Genomic DNA, 15,481 nt, shown 5'->3' with positions numbered 1-15,481 from the left:
GCGCGGCTCACACGCCGGCGACCGACGCCCAGATATCGGCGAGCTTGCGCCGGACGGTCTGCATCCGCGTCTGCGGTGCGACCTCTTCGTCTTCCTCCGGCAGGCGCAGACCGACGACATTGACGCGGCCGCCGCTGATGCTGCGCGCCACCAGCACGATCTCGTCGAGCGCAAGCTCGGCGCCTTCCTTCGGCGCGCGGTCGAGATTGATGTCGAAATAATCCGCCAGCGTCAGCTTGGCCTGGTGCTCGTCGACCTTGACGCCGTAGATCTCGGCGAGCTCACCGAGCGTATGCTCGCCCGACACCATGAAGTCGCCGAGCAGATGCGGATCGGGCGCGCTCGACGGCGCCATGTCGACAAAGAAGCGATCGAGTGCCTCGGCGCGCTCCGGCGGCGCCAGCAGGTAGATGTAGTCGCCGGGCGCGACCGGATCGGCCTCGACAGGCGTCAGGATCCGCTCGTCGCGGATCACCAGCGTCGGCTTCGACCAGGACGGGATCAGCCCGCGGCGGAAATACAGGCTCTTCGGCCGCACCGGATAACCGACCAGCTGCTGCTCGAGCTGGCCGGGCAGGTCCAGTTCGACGCGGCGTGGGCCGCGTTCGGCGCGCGGCAGCGCGACGTGCAGCCGCCGTGCCGCCGGCGCCAACGTCCAGCCCTGCAGCAGCAGCGAGATGATGACCACGACGAAGGCGACGTCGAAATAGAGATAGGCCTTCGACAGGCCGACCAGCATCGGGATCGAGGCCAGGAAGATCGCGACCGCGCCGCGCAGCCCGGTCCAGGCGATGAAGATCTTTTCCCGCCAGTTGAACTTGAACGGCGCGAGGCAGATCAGCACCGCCAGCGGACGCGCCACCAGCATCAGCGCGAATGCCACCAGCACCGCGCCGCCGGCGCTGGAGAGCAGGCGATGCGGCGACACTAGGAGGCCGAGCAGCACGAACATCACGATCTGCGCCAGCCAGGTCGCGGCATCGAGGAACGTCACCACCGAATTATGCGCGCGGGTCGGCCGGTTGCCGATGATGATACCGGCGAGATAGACCGCGAGGAATCCCGAGGCATGCACGATCTGGGAGCCGCCGAAGATCACCAGCGCCGCCGTCGTGACGAACGGCGCATGCAGGCCCTGCGGCAGCGCGACGCGATTCAGCGCGATCACCACCAGCCGGCCGCCGATCACCCCGATGATGGCGCCGAGCACGGCCTCCTGGATGAACTCCAGCGCGATGTGCGAGGCCGAGCTCTGGCCGATCGAGATGAACTCGACCAGCATCAAAGTGAGGAAGATCGCGAACGGGTCGTTGGTGCCGGACTCCGCCTCCAGCGTCGCGCCGACGCGCGGCCGCAGGCGCAGGCCCTGGGTGTGCACCAAAAGGAAAACCGCCGCCGCATCGGTCGAGGCCACGACGGCGCCGACCAGAAGCGACTCGGTCCAGTTCAGGTCGAGCACATAGCGGGCGACCGGCGCCGTGATCAGCGCGGTGAGCAGCACGCCGGCGGTCGCCAGCATCATCGAGGGCGCCAACACCGTGCGGATGCTGGCAAACCGCGTCTTCAGTCCGCCGTCGAACAGGATCAGTGCCAGCGCCACCGAGCCGACCAGATAGGTGGTGCGGACGTCGTCGAACTGCAGCCGGCCCGGGCCGGAATCGCCCGCCAGCATGCCGACCAGCAAGAACACCAGCAGCAAGGGGGCGCCGAACCGCAGCGCCAGCAGGCTGGACAGGATGCCGGCCATGACCAGCACCGCACCGAGCAGGATCGCTATACTGACGGAGTCGAGGGATGCCATGCGCCTTCGGAGGTCTCAAATACTTGCAATTGCATCCTTATCGTCGCCACACTGGGACGCCAACCGATTTCTGCCCTAAGCGGCAATGTGCCCGGTCCCATCAGCCCCAAGAGCCTTTTCCGTTCCGATAAATCGGAACGGGGCTCTCGATTCTCGTTTTGACGCGTTTTCTTCACGCGAACCGGTGACCACTTCGCTCGAAAACGCTCTAACTCGCCCCGACACTGTGGTGTATCGATGGTCGCGCGCGCGCCTTTGTGGGAATCTCCCTGCATCTTCGAATCACATTTGCCTGACCCGCGCTTCAAGTTGAGACTTTGCCGATGGACATGAGCTGGAAGGACGTCCTGGAATCGATCCAAATGGCGGCGCGCTCGGTCGGCGCCGAGATCGCCTCGCCCTGGTTCTATCTGCAGTTCGGCATCATCCTCGCCGCCGCAGGCCTCGCCTACGCCGCCGATACCGCCATTCATGCGCGGGTCAACATGTCGTCGCTGGCGAGCCGCTGGCCGTTGCCGCTCCGGCACTTCGCTCGGGTAATGGTGACGAGCGCCTCCACCGCCGTGTTCGCGATCCTGATGGTGATCTCGCGCATCGTGATGTGGCACGCGACCTGGCCGAGCCGCAGCTATCTGATCGCGGTCTCCGCCAAGCTGGCGCTGGCCTGGCTCGTGATCCGCCTCGTGACCTCGGTGATCGACAACGCCTTCATCGTCAAACTGGTCTCGGTCGCGGCCTGGGTGGTCGCCGCCCTCAGCATCATCGGCCAGCTCGACTGGGCGGCCGATACGCTGGATTCGTTCGCGGTCGTCGTGGGCGGCCTGCGGCTGAGCCCGCTGCTGCTGCTCAAGGCCGGCGCGGTGCTGATCCTGGCGCTGTGGCTGAGCAATATCGCCAGCAATTTCATCGACGGCCAGATCACCCGCTCGACCGACCTGACCCCGTCGATTCAGGTGTTGTTGGTCAAGATCATTCGCATCGGCCTGATGGTGGTCGCGGTCGCCATTGCCTTGAGCGCCGTCGGGATCAATCTGTCGGCGCTGGCGGTGCTTTCCGGCGCCGTCGGCGTCGGCATCGGTTTCGGCCTGCAGAAGATCGTCGCCAATTTCATCTCGGGCATCATCCTGCTGGTCGACAAGTCGGTGAAGCCGGGCGACCTCGTCACCATCGGCGACAGCCAGGGCCGCATCAGCGCGATGAAGACCCGCTACATTTCCGTCGCCGCCGGCGACGGCCGCGAATTCCTGATCCCGAACGAGGACCTGGTGACGCAGAAGGTCACCAACTGGACCTACACCGACAAGAACACACTGGTGAAGATCGCTTTCGCCGCCAATTACGACGCCGATCCGAGGCTGGTCTGCAAGCTCGCGATCGATACCGCTACGGCCCACGCCCGCGCGCTCAAAGGCAAGCCGCCGAACTGCATCCTGACCGAATTCGCCGAGCTCGGCATGAAGTTCTCGCTGACCTTCTGGATCGCCGACCCCGACGGCATGGACAATGTGAAGAGCGACGTCATGCTGTCGCTGTGGGATGCCTTCAAGCAGCAGGGCATCAAGGTGCCCTACCCGGTGCGGGAACTCCGGATCCGCGGCGGCGCGCTGCCGGTAGAGAGCGCGGTCGAGGTCTCCAGCTAGAGCCTGGAGAGATCAAGCAGCGCTGGAACGGCGTCGGACGTTCACCTCTCCCTTGGGAGAGGTCGATTTGCGCAGCAAATCGGGTGAGGGGTTGCGGTCTAACGAGAGAGCAAGAGCCCTCACCCGGATTGCTTCGCAATCCGACCTCTCCCCAATGGGGAGAGGTGAACCAAGACCGCACCAAGCCGATTCAAACAAAACTCATCTGCTTTATGGCGCTTCAGAGGGACCTTTTTTGGGGTGACGGCGGCTGCTGTTCGGATTTGGCCGGAAAATCAAGCCGTTTGAGCATTGTCCCCATGCCCAACCTTGGCTTGCGCCGGGCGCGCCGATCATTAAATTAGAGCCTGAAATCAGCCCCCTGCCCGCAGAAACATCCCGACCATGAGCTATATCGACGCCACCGACACCTCGCTTCGCAAGACCGGCCAGATCAAGCTGCACGGACCGAGCGGCTTTGCCGGCATGCGCAAGGCAGGCGCCCTGGTGTCGAAATGCCTCGACGCACTCACCGACATCGTCAAGCCCGGCGTCCCGACCTCCGTGATCGACGACTTCGTCCGCAAGTTCGCCTTCGACCACGGCGCCTATCCGGCGACGCTGATGTATCGCGGCTATCGCTACTCGACCTGCACCTCGATCAATCACGTGGTCTGCCACGGCATGCCGGGCGACCGGCCGCTGAAGGAAGGCGACATCGTCAATGTCGACGTCACCTTTATCGTCGACGGCTGGTACGGCGATTCCAGCCGCATGTATGCGATCGGCGCCATCGCGCGGAAGGCCGAGCGGCTGATCGAGGTGACCTATGAGGCGATGATGCGCGGCATTGCCGCCGTCAAGCCCGGCGCCACCACCGGCGATATCGGCCATGCCATCCAGAACTTCGTCGAACCGCAGGGCATGAGCGTAGTGCGCGACTTCTGCGGCCACGGCCTCGGCCGCCTGTTCCACGACGAGCCGAACATCATCCATATCGGCCGCCCCGGCGAAGGCGCTCCGCTGAAGCCCGGCATGTTCTTCACCATCGAGCCGATGATCAATCTCGGCAAGCCGCATGTGAAGATCCTGTCCGACGGCTGGACCGCGGTGACCCGCGACCGCTCGCTGTCGGCGCAGTTCGAGCACTCGGTCGGCGTCACCGCCGACGGCGTCGAGATATTCACGCTGTCCGAGCGCCACGGCGAGAAGCCGTGGGTTCAGGTGTAAGCGGCGGCGCGATCAATAGTCGCTCCGGGTGCGCTCGATGATCTCCTCGGGCGTGTGGTTCTCGCCGATCGACATCGCGCAGATCCGCGACAGATGCAGATAGGACAGCCCGGTCTCCTCCGCCCAGGCGTTGAACTGCGCCTGCACCTTGGCGAGATCGCGCTTCGACTTGACCTCCTCGGCGATATCGAGGCCTGCATCGCGCAGGCAGGCGACGACGTCGCGCGAGGTGACGAAACCGTCCCAGCCGAGGAAGCGCAGCAGCATCTGCCCGGTGTTGCCGCCGAGCCGGCTGCCGCGCTTGGTCAGCAGATCGAGCAGCCCGATCTCGTTCGACGGCGGCCAGGCCGCGAGGAACTTGCCGAAGCTGCCGTGCTCGCGCGCGATCTCCTGCACGAAGCGGCCATTGTCGCGCACCGACATGATCTTGGCGCCGTTGCGCACGATCCTGGTGTCACCAGTCAGCTTCTCCCAATATTCGTCCGGTTTGAATGCGAGCTTGGCGGGCTGGAAGCCGAGAAAGGCGTCCTCGAAGCCGGGCCATTTGGCGTCGATCACGCTCCAGGCGAAGCCCGCGCAGAACACGCGCCTGGTCATTTCGGCCAGCACGCGGTCGTCGCCGAGCTTTGCCAGCGCCTTGGCGCCCGCCGGCGGCCGCAGCAGTTTCTCGAGCGCCTTCGGCCCGCCCTTGCGCTTCTCTGCGCGCGAGCGGATCACCTTGAATGATGTCATGCCGCCCTCCCCCTCTTCGATCCTGAACGTTGCAGCCGACGCTAATTCGCCCGTCGCATGGTGGCAAACCGGGACATTGCATCGCCCCTTGCAAAACGCAGCAGGCACGGCATGGTTGTGGCCGATGCCCGCCAAACCCGACGCCAGCAACGACGACACCGACGAGACGCCGCATTATCACGGCCATCGCGAGCGGCTGCGCGAGCGCTTCTACGCCGCCGGGCCGGACGCGCTGACCGACTATGAGCTCTTGGAGATGGCGCTGTTCGCCGCGATCCCGCGCCGCGACACCAAGCCCTTGGCCAAGGCGCTGTTGAAGAAGTTCGGCTCCTTCGCCGAGGTCGTGCATGCGCCGGTGGCGCGGCTGCGCGAGGTCGACGGTGTCAAGGATGCCTCGATCAATCAGCTCAAGCTGCTCGCCGCGGCAGCGGGCCGGATCGCCAAGGGCGAGATCAAGCGCAGCATCGCGCTGTCGTCCTGGAACGACGTCATCGACTATTGCCGCACCAGCATGGCGTTCGCCGACAAGGAGCAGTTCCGCCTGCTGTTCCTCGACAAGCGCAACCAGCTGATCGCCGACGAGGTGCAGCAGACCGGCACCGTCGATCACACCCCGGTCTACCCCCGCGAGGTGATCAAGCGCGCGCTCGAACTGTCCGCGACCGCGCTGATCCTGGTGCACAATCATCCCTCCGGCGACCCGACCCCGTCGCAGGCCGACATCCAGATGACCAAGGCGATCGTCGACATCGCCAAGCCGCTCGGCATCGCCGTGCATGATCACATCATCGTCGGCAAGAACGGGCACACGAGCTTCAAGGGGATGAAATTGATGTAGTCTCGCTGCATTGAGACCATCGCCCATTCCCGCCCTCCACCGAAGCGTCGACACGGAGAAGCCGATGATGTCGAAAGGTCCCAGCGCGATCCTCGCTTCCGATGAGGTCGACGCGATCGCACGTGGCGCCGTTGCAGAGGGAGAGGCGGGCCTCACGCAGGCGGCATCGCAAAAGATCCAACCGCTGCGAAAGGCCCAGCGCCACCAGGCTGAGGCCGCGATGGCATTGCTGTGGATCGTCGACAGGCGAAGTCTCACGAGGGAAGAGGCGGCCGACATTCTTGCGGAGATAGCCGACGCCCACGATGACAACATAGCTATCCTCTCGAGGCTCGGCCTGTGCCTCGAAGCCGTCCGCGACATCGACGATCTGAACGCACCACCGCCGGAGCACCCGGTATTTCGGGCGATGGTCGCAAAGCTGAGCCGCCTGGCCAGGCGCTACGAGGGGCAGCCTGAACAGGAGCAGGTCCTGCGCGGGCTCGCTACGGCGGCGCGAATGATGGCGCGCCAGCACGATGCGATCGCCGAGGACAGTCTTCAGAGACTGATCGAAATCGATCCGCAAAAGAGCGCACATCATTACAATTTGGGGCTGTTCTACAAGACGCGCGGCAGATTCGCAGAAGGCGTGGCGGCAAACCGCGCCGCTGCAAGCCTGTCAGAAGAGGCTGTCGACAGCACCGAATGGAACCTCGCCATCTGCGCCACGGGCGCAAGGGACGCTGCGACCGCGTTGGGCGTATGGAAGCGCATGGAGCAGAAGGTCGAGCCTGGACGCTTCGGGTTGCCGGAGGGTGGATATCCGGCTTGCAAGGTGAGGCTTGCCGCGCGTCCCCTCGCTGAGCGGACGGCGGATCGTGATGACCCAGGCGAAGAGGAGACCGTCTGGATCGAACGACTGAGTCCGTGCCATGGCATTGTCCGCAGCGTGCTGTACGGCAATCTCGGCGTCGACTATGGCGATGTCATCCTCATGGACGGCGCCCCGATCACGCATCACACCTACGGTGACGAGCAGATCCCGGTCTTCCCGCATCTGGCAACGCTGCTGCGCCGGAACTACCAGTTCTTCGCCTTCGCGGGCACACAGGAGACGGCACGGCAATTGGCCGACATCAGCGGAGAGTTGGACGGGGACGCCGTGATCTATTCGCACTCGGAGAGCCTCAAGATCATGTGCGCAAATTGCTGGCGCAACCCAGAGATCGATCACGCTGAGCACGAGACAATGGAAAAGCACGTCGTCGCCGGTCGCATTGCCGCGTCTCCCGACATCGCGCCTGCCCAGCTTCTGGACATGATCGACAAGGCGATCGCAGAACGCGGAAGCTGCCAGCTTTATGCACCCGATCTTTGCGCCGCAGCGGGACAATTGGCGCGCGAGCGGATCGACCGACGGCGGTTTGCGCTGCTGGCGGGCAACTAGTGCGATCATCCTGGCACGAACAGGCATGCGAGTTTGAAGGGGGTGCGGTTGATGCAAGCGCCGCCGTCGGCCTGGCGAAAGCCAGGACCCATTACCACCGCATTCGGTGATGAAGCGGATCTTGGTCCCGGCGTCGTGCAACAATTCAGATTTGGGGTAATGGGTCCTGGCTTTCGCCAGGACGACACCGAGTGTGTCGAACGGCCTGTGGATCAAACATCGGAATTCTCGCGACATGCCGCCCTCGGCCTGCCCTTGCGTCACACGATCCATGACAACTGCCACTGAACTAGCCAATGCAACGTTTTCCGCGCGGCAGCGTTTGTTGCAGGTTGATTTGCCAGTTCCAGGATGGCTTTGTCGCAAGCCTTGGGGGACCGATGTCCGATTTCGTGATCGAGGAAGGGCTGCCCTATCCGCTGGGCGCCCATTGGAGCGGCCACGGCACCAACTTCGCGGTGTTTTCCGCGAACGCCACCAAGGTCGAGGTCTGCCTGTTCGACGGCGAGCGCGAGACCCATCGCTTCGAGCTGCCGGAATATACCGACCAGGTATTTCACGGCTTCATCAACGGCGTGCAGCCCGCCACGTTCTACGGCTATCGCGTCTACGGCCCCTACCAGCCGGATGGCGGCCACAGGTTCAATCCGAACAAGCTGCTGCTCGATCCCTATGCCTGTGCCCATGCCGGCAGCCTCAGCTGGAATCCGGCGGTGTTCGGCTACAAGATGGAAACGGGTGACGATTTGACCTTCGACGAGCGCGACAGCGCGCCGTTCATGCCGAAATGCGTGGTGGTCGATCCCAATTTCGACTGGGTCCAGGAGGCGCAGCGGCAGGACGTGCACTGGGACGAGACCGTCGTCTACGAGACCCATGTCAAGGGTTTTACCAGGCAGCATCCGGGCATCCCTGAGAACCTGCGCGGCACCTATGCCGGCTTCGGCGCGGACGCGGCGATCGATCATCTGAAGGCGCTCGGCATCACCTCGGTCGAGCTGTTGCCGGTGCATTCCTTCATCAACGACAGCAACCTGCTGGACAAGCACCTCACCAATTATTGGGGCTACAACACGATCGGCTTCTTCGCGCCGGACCCCCGCTACGCCGCCGATGTGCCGAACAGCCTGCGCGAATTCAAGGAGATGGTGTCGCGGCTGCACGGCGCCGGCCTCGAAGTCATTCTGGATGTCGTCTACAACCACACCGCCGAAGGCAATGAACGCGGCCCGACGCTGTCGTTCAAGGGCATCGACAATGCGAGCTATTACCGGCTGCTGCCCGACAAGAGGCGCTACTACATCAACGACACCGGCACCGGCAACACGGTGAACCTGTCGCATCCCCGCGTGATCCAGCTGGTGATGGACAGCCTGCGCTATTGGGCCGGCCACATGCATGTCGACGGCTTCCGCTTCGATCTCGGCACCATCCTGGCGCGCGAGGTCTATGGCTTCGACGAGCAGTCCGGATTTCTCAAGGCGATGAACCAGGATCCGCTGCTCGCGACCGTCAAGCTGATCGCCGAACCCTGGGACTGCGGCCCCGGCGGCTATCAGGTCGGCGGCTTCCCGCCGGGCTGGGCGGAATGGAACGACAAGTACCGCAACACCGTGCGCGATTTCTGGCGCGGCGAGGCTGGGCCCGGCGCGCTGGCGCCGCGGTTGCTCGGCTCGCACGACGTGTTCAACCGCGAGGGGCGCCGCACCTGGGCCAGCGTCAACTTCATCACCGCGCATGACGGTTTCACGCTGAACGACTGGGCGAGCTACAACAACAAGCACAACGAGGCCAACGGCGAGCACAACAACGACGGCTCGTCCGACAACCATTCCTGGAATTGCGGCGCCGAGGGCCCGACCGACAATCCCGAGATCCGCACTCTGCGCGAACGCCAGAAGCGCAACATGCTGGCGATCCTGCTGGCCTCGCAGGGCACGCCGATGCTGCTCGGCGGCGACGAGTTCGGCCGCACCCAGCGCGGCAACAACAATGCCTACTGCCAGGACAACGACATCTCCTGGTTCGATTGGAATTTTTCCGACGACGCCAACAAACTGCTCGCCTTCACCACGCGGATGATCAAGCTCAGGCGCGACTATCCGATCCTGCGTCGCAGCCGCTTCCTTTCCGGCGATCGCGATTCCCAGCTTGAGATCCGCGACGTGGTCTGGATCAACAGTTCGGGCGTGGAGATGACGCAAGCCGACTGGACCACCGGCTGGATCAAATGCTTCGGCGTCGTGCTCGACGGCCGCGCCCGCAAGACCGCCATCGCGCGCAAGGGTGAAGACGACACCGTGCTTGTGATCCTCAACAGCTATGAGGGCGAGGTCGACTTCAAGCTGCCGGCGACGTCCGCGGGGCCGCAGTGGTCGCTGCTCGTGGATACCAATGCGCCGGAGAAACCGGCGGGCGCGCCGTTTGGGTTCGACAGCACCTGCAAGGTGGCCGGGCGTTCGTTCGTGGTGCTCACGGCGGGTGAGGTCAAGTAGCTCCGTAGCCCGCACGAGCGATATGCGGGGCCGGCACGCCGCAAGCTCCCGCATGTCGCTTCGCTCATGCGGGCTACGAAGCCACGCCTTCATCTGGGCTACAAGCCCGCCTTCTCCTTCCCCTTGAAAGGGGGAAGGTCGGGATGGGGGTCAGCCACAGGCGACGCTCAATGTGGAGAGAGCAGATCCCCACCCGCTTTGCTCTGCCGAGCAAAGCGACCTCCCCTTTTCAAGGGGAGGTTAGAGCCGTTCGTCTCTACTCACACCGTGCAGCCTGAATGATCTTCGCCAGAACCGCACGCGGAATGGCGGATTACGCTTCGCTAATCCACCCGACGCTCCCCACGTCCACCCAACCTCCCTTCCCCGCGACCCCGTCGGCCAATTGACATTCGCTGTCGGGGTGCCAGACTTCGCGGAAAATTAGGGGTGGAGACCTCTGGATAGCCAATCTTTCGGCCTCGAATCACGTCGCCCGTGTTTTATCGGCGGCCAATCAGGTGGCCGGCGTCGACACCGAGGCGCGGATTGCTGCGTCCTGGCGGCGCTGCGTGGTCAATCACAACCTCGATCCGGCCCGGCGCGGGCCGCCGCAGACCCTGACCGAAGCCGAGGTCCGGCACATCGCCGAACCGATGGAGGATTTGATCCAGGTCGCGATCCCGGAGCTCGAGGATCTTGCCCGCCTGCTCCACGATAGCGGCTACTGCGTCAACCTCGCCGATCCCAACGCCACGATGCTGGTGAGCCGCCTGCCCGGGGGCGACTACGCGCGGATGTTCCTGGAGTGGAAAATCTACACCGGCTCGAACTTCGCCGAGACCTTCGAGGGCACCAACGGGCTCGGCACCGCGCTCGCCGAGCAGCGGCCGATCATCGTGCATGGCGACGAGCATTTCCGCGAGCAGTGGCACATGTTCACCTGCGCGGTGTCGCCGCTGTTCGACCATGCCGGCCGGCTCGCCGGCGCCGTCAACATCTCCTCCTGCCGCAGCGATCTCGGCCGCAGCGCGCATGAACTGGCGCTCGCCGTCACCGCGGAGGCGACGCGGCGGATCGAGCAGTCGTTCTTCCGCCGGCGCTACCGCGCCTCCTGGATCGCGACGCTGCCCGGCGACGGGCATGGCATGCTCGCCTATGACGACGACCGCCGCGTCGTCGGCGCCTGTCGCACCGCGCGCGGCGAGTTCGGGCTGACCGATGCGATGATCGATGACGGCATCGACCTGTCGCATCTGATTCAACTGGACGATCGCGCGGCGCGTTCCGCGGACGAACCGGTCACGCTGCGCCGGGCCGACGGCACGCCATGGGGCCGCGGCCGCGTGGCGCCGCCGGTGCGCGCGCGTGTCTCCCGCCCGCTGCCGGCACCGTCGCGCGAGGCGCCGGCCGGACAGTTTTCCGGCCTGCACCGGCTGGCGGGGCGCGATCCCGTGCTGACCAAGGGCGTGAAGCGGCTGATGACGGTCGGCAATCTCGATCTGCCGATCCTGCTGCGGGGCGAGACCGGCGCCGGCAAGGACGTGTTCGCGCGCGCCATTCACGCGGCCAGCAATCGCGCCGGCCGCAACTATGTCGCCCTGAACTGCGCGGCGATGCCGGAGAGCCTGATCGACGCCGAGTTGTTCGGCTACGAGGCCGGCGCCTTCACCGGCGCGCGGCGCGAGGGATCGAAGGGGCTGATCGTGCAGGCCTCTGGCGGCACGCTGTTCCTCGACGAGATCGGCGACATGCCGCTGTCGCTGCAAACGCGGCTGCTCCGCGTGCTGGAAAATCGCGAGGTCTGGCCGCTCGGCGCGCTGAAGCCGGTCGCCGTCGACATTCGCCTGATCAGTGCGACCCATCGCGACCTCGCGCGGATGGCCGAGGACGGCAGCTTCCGCTCCGATCTGTATTACCGGCTGCGCGGCATGGAGATCCGGCTGCCCGCCTTGCGCGAACGCGCCGACCGCAGGGACATCATCACGCAGATCGCCGACGAGGAAGCGCCGCACTGCCGCATCTCGGCCGATGCCTGGGCACAGTTGATCGCCTATCCGTTCCCCGGCAACATGCGCCAACTCCGCCACGTGCTGCGGCTCGCAGGCGCCACCGCCGAGGGCGGCGTCATCACCGAGGCCGATCTCGACCTGCCGCCGGTCGGCACGCGCAACGTGGGGGCCGATCATGCGGCGGCCGAGCGTACCGCGATCGTCGAGGCATTGCGCACCAATGACGGAAGAGTGACGGACGCTGCCAAGGCGCTCGGGCTCAGCCGCGCGACGTTGTACCGGAAGATCAAGGCGTTAGGGATCGAGCTGGACAGCTAGACCGGAAGCGCACCTCCTGTTCCGGCGGCGCGGGAACGGTGTTATCATACGCCTTTCATTCAACGCCACGGAGCGGGTCCCATGACACGGTTTCCCCTCGCTGTGGTCGTTGGCTTGGTTGCCGCGACCATTTCGCAGCCTGCCGCCTCGGATTCTACTGAACAACGATTGGGCAAAGTCCATTTTGCGACATCCTGCAAACCGGAAGCGCAGGAGGCGTTCGATCGCGCCATGCTGTATCAGCATTCGTTCTGGTACAGCGCATCGCGACGCACCTTCGAGGAGGTGCTCGATGCCGACCCGCAATGCGCCATCGCCTATTGGGGGATCGCGCTCAGCTATCTCTACAATCCACACGGGCCGCCGCCGCCGGAGAACCTTCCGCTCGGCCTCGAAGCCGTGAAGAAAGGCCAGGCGCTGGGTGCGAACACCCCGCGCGAGCGGGAATACATCGACGCGATCGCCGCGATGTATGTCGACTATGACAAGGTCGATCACCGCACCCGCGTGCAGCGATTCCTCGCGGCCGAAGAGCAGGTCGCGACGCACTATGCCGACGATGACGAGGCCCAGATCGCCTATGCGATCACGCTCAACGTCGCAGCATCCCCTACCGACAAGACCTATGCCAACCAGCTGAAGGGCGCGGCGCTGCTCGAGCCGATCTTCAAGCGCCAGCCCGAGCACCCCGGCATCGCCCATTATCTGATCCACCTCTACGACTATCCGGCGCTCGCGGAGAAGGGTCTCCCCGCGGCGATGCGCTATGCCAAGATCGCCGAACGCGCGCCGCATGCACAGCACATGCCGTCGCACATCTTCACGCGCGTCGGCTACTGGAAGGAGTCGATCGCTTCGAACAAGGAATCCGCGCGCATCGCCAAGGAAGACGGCGAACAGCAGGATCAGGCGCACGCGATGGACTATCTGGTCTATGCCTATCTGCAGCTGGGGCAAGACAAGGAGGCGCGCGCGGTGGTCGACGAGCTCGGCAAGCTCGAGTTCAAGCAGGATCGGTTCGCCGGGCCTTACGCGGTGGCGGCAAGCCAGGCCCGCTATGTGTTCGAACGCGGCGACTGGAAGGGAGCCGCCGCGCTTGAAGTGCGTCCGACCAAATACGCCTATGCGGACGCCATCACCTATTTCGCGCGGGCGGTCGGCGCCGCGCGCTCCGGTGATCCGGCGGCCGCCAAGGCCGATGTCGCCAAGCTCGCCGAGCTGCGCGACAAGCTGAAAGACGCCAAGGATGCCTATTGGTCCAACATCGTCGACATCCAGCAGCAGATCGCGAGCGCCTGGGTGCTGTACGCCGAAGGCAAATACGACGAGGCGCTCGGCGCGATGAATGCCGCCGCGGAGGCGGAAGACAAGACCGAGAAGCATCCCGTCACGCCCGGGCCGCTCGCGCCGGCGCGCGAGCTCTACGCCGCCATGCTGCTCGATCGCGGCAAGGCCGCCGACGCGCTCGCCGCCTACGAGGCCGTGCTCAAGAAGGAGCCTAATCGGCTCGCGGCCTATGTCGGGATGATCAAGAGCGCCAGGGCGGCCGGCGATCAGGCCAAGACCCGGGAATGTGCTGATCAAATCGCCCGGCTCACTGCGGATGCGGATCTGTCGAGGCCGGAGCTGATCGAATTGCGCCAGACAACCGGAAGCAAGCTGTGATGCCGCGGACGACATGGCGCAACGGTGGTGCGGCGCTGCTCGGCGCCGTTGCGCTCTGTCTTTGCCACGTGCCGCCGCTCGGTGCGATGGAGATCCTCGGCCAGGCCGGCGTGCTCGGCGAATGGGAGCTGACCGGGCATCTCACCGAAAGCGGACCGGATGCGCGCAAGCAGTTCTCCGGACCGCTGAAGATGAAGCATGTCGGAATCTGCGCCCAGGATGGACCCGAGGAACGCGCCGGAGAGATCCGGCTGCAACTCACGGGTGCGGATTCGCAGGTGACGGCCGAACTCGTGCTGGACGGCGCGCCCTGCACCTACAGCGCCCGCAAGACGCACAACTACGAGGGCACGCTGTCCTGCGAGGGCCGCGCGCCCGTCCCGCTGCTGGTGTGGCTCAAGTAGCTGCTCCCGTCAGGCTGCCGGCCGCGAGCGGCGCAGCCATTCGCTTAGATCGATGCGGCCGAGGCGCGCCTCGCCCAACGGCACCAGCGAGTGCTCCTCGACCCGGCCGCCCCAGTAGAGCGCGTCAGGGTCTCGCACCACCTGACGCGGGTCGCCGATCGTCTTCAGGTAGCGGGCGACGATTTCGTTGAATGGCGCGCGTTCCGGTCCGGCAATCTCGACGATACCGTTGCGTGGCGGCTCGAGCGCCACATCGGCCACAAGGGCGGACACATCCTCCGCCGCGATCGGCTGGAACAGGCCGGGCGAGAGCCTGATGGTGTTTCCAACTGCACCCGCATCGGCGATGGCTCCGACGAATTCCATGAACTGCGTCGCGCGGATGATGGTGTAGGGGATGCCGGACGCCTCGATGAGTTTTTCCTGGGCGACCTTGGCGCGGAAGTATCCGTTCTCGGGCGTGCGGTCGGTTCCGACGATCGAGAGCGCGACATGGTGCTTGACGCCGGCCGGCGCCTCCGCCGCCAGAAGGTTGCGTCCGGAAGTCTCGAAGAACGCCATCACCGCCTTGTCCTCGAATGATGGCGAGTTGGCCAGGTCGATCACGACAGCCGCGCCGGCCAGTGCCTCCTTGAGCCCCTCGCCGGTGATGGTGTTGACGCCGCTCTTGGGCGAAGCGGCGACAACGTCGTGGCCGCGTTGACGCAGAATGGCAACGGTCCTGGAGCCGATCAGTCCGGTGCCGCCGATCACAACGATCTTCATGATTTGGTCTCCCTTGTCGATGACTAGAGATTTGGCGATCTCGGGACGCGCTTGTGCTTCAAGCTTGCTGGCGGCAAGCGCGATGAGCGCAGCGGTTGATCGACATATCGACGAACGTTGCGGGCTCGCAAAGCGAGATCGCGCGGACGTGCGGCTGACGAGGAGAGTTGAAGAACTCGCGCCGCCGTATCGAT

11 protein-coding genes are annotated in these 15,481 nt (G+C 65.0%); 8 read left to right on the top strand and 3 right to left on the bottom strand.

All coding sequences use genetic code 11. The annotated features are described in order from the left end of the window. Nucleotides 1-7: 7 nt before the first annotated feature. On the bottom strand, nt 8-1,801 hold the full coding sequence (locus HU230_RS36575; RefSeq protein WP_176534038.1) for a potassium/proton antiporter: 1,794 nt from the start codon (nt 1,799-1,801) through the stop codon (nt 8-10). Nucleotides 1,802-2,124: 323 nt separating this feature from the next. Here HU230_RS36575 and HU230_RS36570 point away from each other — a divergent pair, with 323 nt between their 5' ends. Both HU230_RS36570 and map read left to right on the top strand, forming a co-directional pair. Beyond that, nucleotides 2,125-3,441, top strand: coding sequence for a mechanosensitive ion channel family protein (locus tag HU230_RS36570; RefSeq protein WP_176534039.1), 1,317 nt, complete (start codon nt 2,125-2,127; stop codon nt 3,439-3,441). Nucleotides 3,442-3,825: 384 nt separating this feature from the next. Next, nucleotides 3,826-4,650, top strand: coding sequence for a type I methionyl aminopeptidase (gene map, locus HU230_RS36565; RefSeq protein WP_176534040.1), 825 nt, complete (start codon nt 3,826-3,828; stop codon nt 4,648-4,650). 12 nt (nt 4,651-4,662) lie between these two features. On the opposite strand, the gene HU230_RS36560 is transcribed toward map, so the two are convergent. After that, the gene (locus tag HU230_RS36560; protein ID WP_176534041.1) at nt 4,663-5,382 is read right to left on the bottom strand and encodes a DNA-3-methyladenine glycosylase I; all 720 of its coding nucleotides are present in this window, start codon (nt 5,380-5,382) and stop codon (nt 4,663-4,665) included. A gap of 124 nt (nt 5,383-5,506) precedes the next feature. Here HU230_RS36560 and radC point away from each other — a divergent pair, with 124 nt between their 5' ends. The 6 genes from radC to HU230_RS36530 all read left to right on the top strand — a co-directional run bounded on the left by radC (nt 5,507) and on the right by HU230_RS36530 (nt 14,522). Beyond that, a complete protein-coding gene (gene radC / locus HU230_RS36555; RefSeq protein ID WP_176534042.1) occupies nt 5,507-6,220 on the top strand; it encodes a RadC family protein in 714 nt (237 codons plus the stop codon). Nucleotides 6,221-6,284: 64 nt separating this feature from the next. Beyond that, complete coding sequence (locus tag HU230_RS36550; RefSeq protein ID WP_224943964.1) at nt 6,285-7,649, top strand: prenyltransferase; 1,365 nt, start codon at nt 6,285-6,287, stop codon at nt 7,647-7,649. A gap of 380 nt (nt 7,650-8,029) precedes the next feature. Then, a complete protein-coding gene (gene glgX, locus HU230_RS36545; RefSeq protein ID WP_176534043.1) occupies nt 8,030-10,144 on the top strand; it encodes a glycogen debranching protein GlgX in 2,115 nt (704 codons plus the stop codon). A 443-nt stretch (nt 10,145-10,587) separates the two neighbouring features. Beyond that, nucleotides 10,588-12,453, top strand: coding sequence for a sigma-54-dependent Fis family transcriptional regulator (locus tag HU230_RS36540; protein WP_176535252.1), 1,866 nt, complete (start codon nt 10,588-10,590; stop codon nt 12,451-12,453). 231 nt (nt 12,454-12,684) lie between these two features. Next, nucleotides 12,685-14,118: a hypothetical protein gene (locus HU230_RS36535; protein ID WP_224943962.1), complete on the top strand. Its 1,434-nt coding sequence runs from the start codon at nt 12,685-12,687 to the stop codon at nt 14,116-14,118. Further along, nucleotides 14,118-14,522 carry a hypothetical protein gene (locus HU230_RS36530; protein WP_176534044.1) on the top strand — a complete coding sequence of 135 codons (405 nt, stop codon included), beginning with the start codon at nt 14,118-14,120 and terminating at the stop codon, nt 14,520-14,522. Before HU230_RS36535 ends, HU230_RS36530 begins: the two co-directional genes overlap by 1 nt. A gap of 9 nt (nt 14,523-14,531) precedes the next feature. Here HU230_RS36530 and HU230_RS36525 read toward each other — a convergent pair whose 3' ends face one another. Beyond that, the gene (locus tag HU230_RS36525) at nt 14,532-15,287 is read right to left on the bottom strand and encodes an SDR family oxidoreductase (RefSeq protein WP_176534045.1); all 756 of its coding nucleotides are present in this window, start codon (nt 15,285-15,287) and stop codon (nt 14,532-14,534) included. Nucleotides 15,288-15,481 lie beyond the last annotated feature (194 nt).

Source organism: Bradyrhizobium quebecense (genome assembly GCF_013373795.3).
Taxonomy (GTDB): domain Bacteria; phylum Pseudomonadota; class Alphaproteobacteria; order Rhizobiales; family Xanthobacteraceae; genus Bradyrhizobium; species Bradyrhizobium quebecense.
The sequence above is the reverse complement of the archived record's forward strand: the minus strand, read 5'-3'. Positions and strand labels throughout refer to the sequence as shown.

What these genes read in the sequence shown, in the direction of transcription:
- HU230_RS36575 (WP_176534038.1), bottom strand. Translation starts at nt 1,801, where the DNA reads ATGGCATCCCTCGACTCCGTCAGTATAGCGATCCTGCTCGGTGCGGTG.
- HU230_RS36570 (WP_176534039.1), top strand. Translation starts at nt 2,125, where the DNA reads ATGGACATGAGCTGGAAGGACGTCCTGGAATCGATCCAAATGGCGGCG.
- map (WP_176534040.1), top strand. Translation starts at nt 3,826, where the DNA reads ATGAGCTATATCGACGCCACCGACACCTCGCTTCGCAAGACCGGCCAG.
- HU230_RS36560 (WP_176534041.1), bottom strand. Translation starts at nt 5,382, where the DNA reads ATGACATCATTCAAGGTGATCCGCTCGCGCGCAGAGAAGCGCAAGGGC.
- radC (WP_176534042.1), top strand. Translation starts at nt 5,507, where the DNA reads ATGCCCGCCAAACCCGACGCCAGCAACGACGACACCGACGAGACGCCG.
- HU230_RS36550 (WP_224943964.1), top strand. Translation starts at nt 6,285, where the DNA reads ATGATGTCGAAAGGTCCCAGCGCGATCCTCGCTTCCGATGAGGTCGAC.
- glgX (WP_176534043.1), top strand. Translation starts at nt 8,030, where the DNA reads ATGTCCGATTTCGTGATCGAGGAAGGGCTGCCCTATCCGCTGGGCGCC.
- HU230_RS36535 (WP_224943962.1), top strand. Translation starts at nt 12,685, where the DNA reads ATGCTGTATCAGCATTCGTTCTGGTACAGCGCATCGCGACGCACCTTC.
- HU230_RS36530 (WP_176534044.1), top strand. Translation starts at nt 14,118, where the DNA reads ATGCCGCGGACGACATGGCGCAACGGTGGTGCGGCGCTGCTCGGCGCC.
- HU230_RS36525 (WP_176534045.1), bottom strand. Translation starts at nt 15,287, where the DNA reads ATGAAGATCGTTGTGATCGGCGGCACCGGACTGATCGGCTCCAGGACC.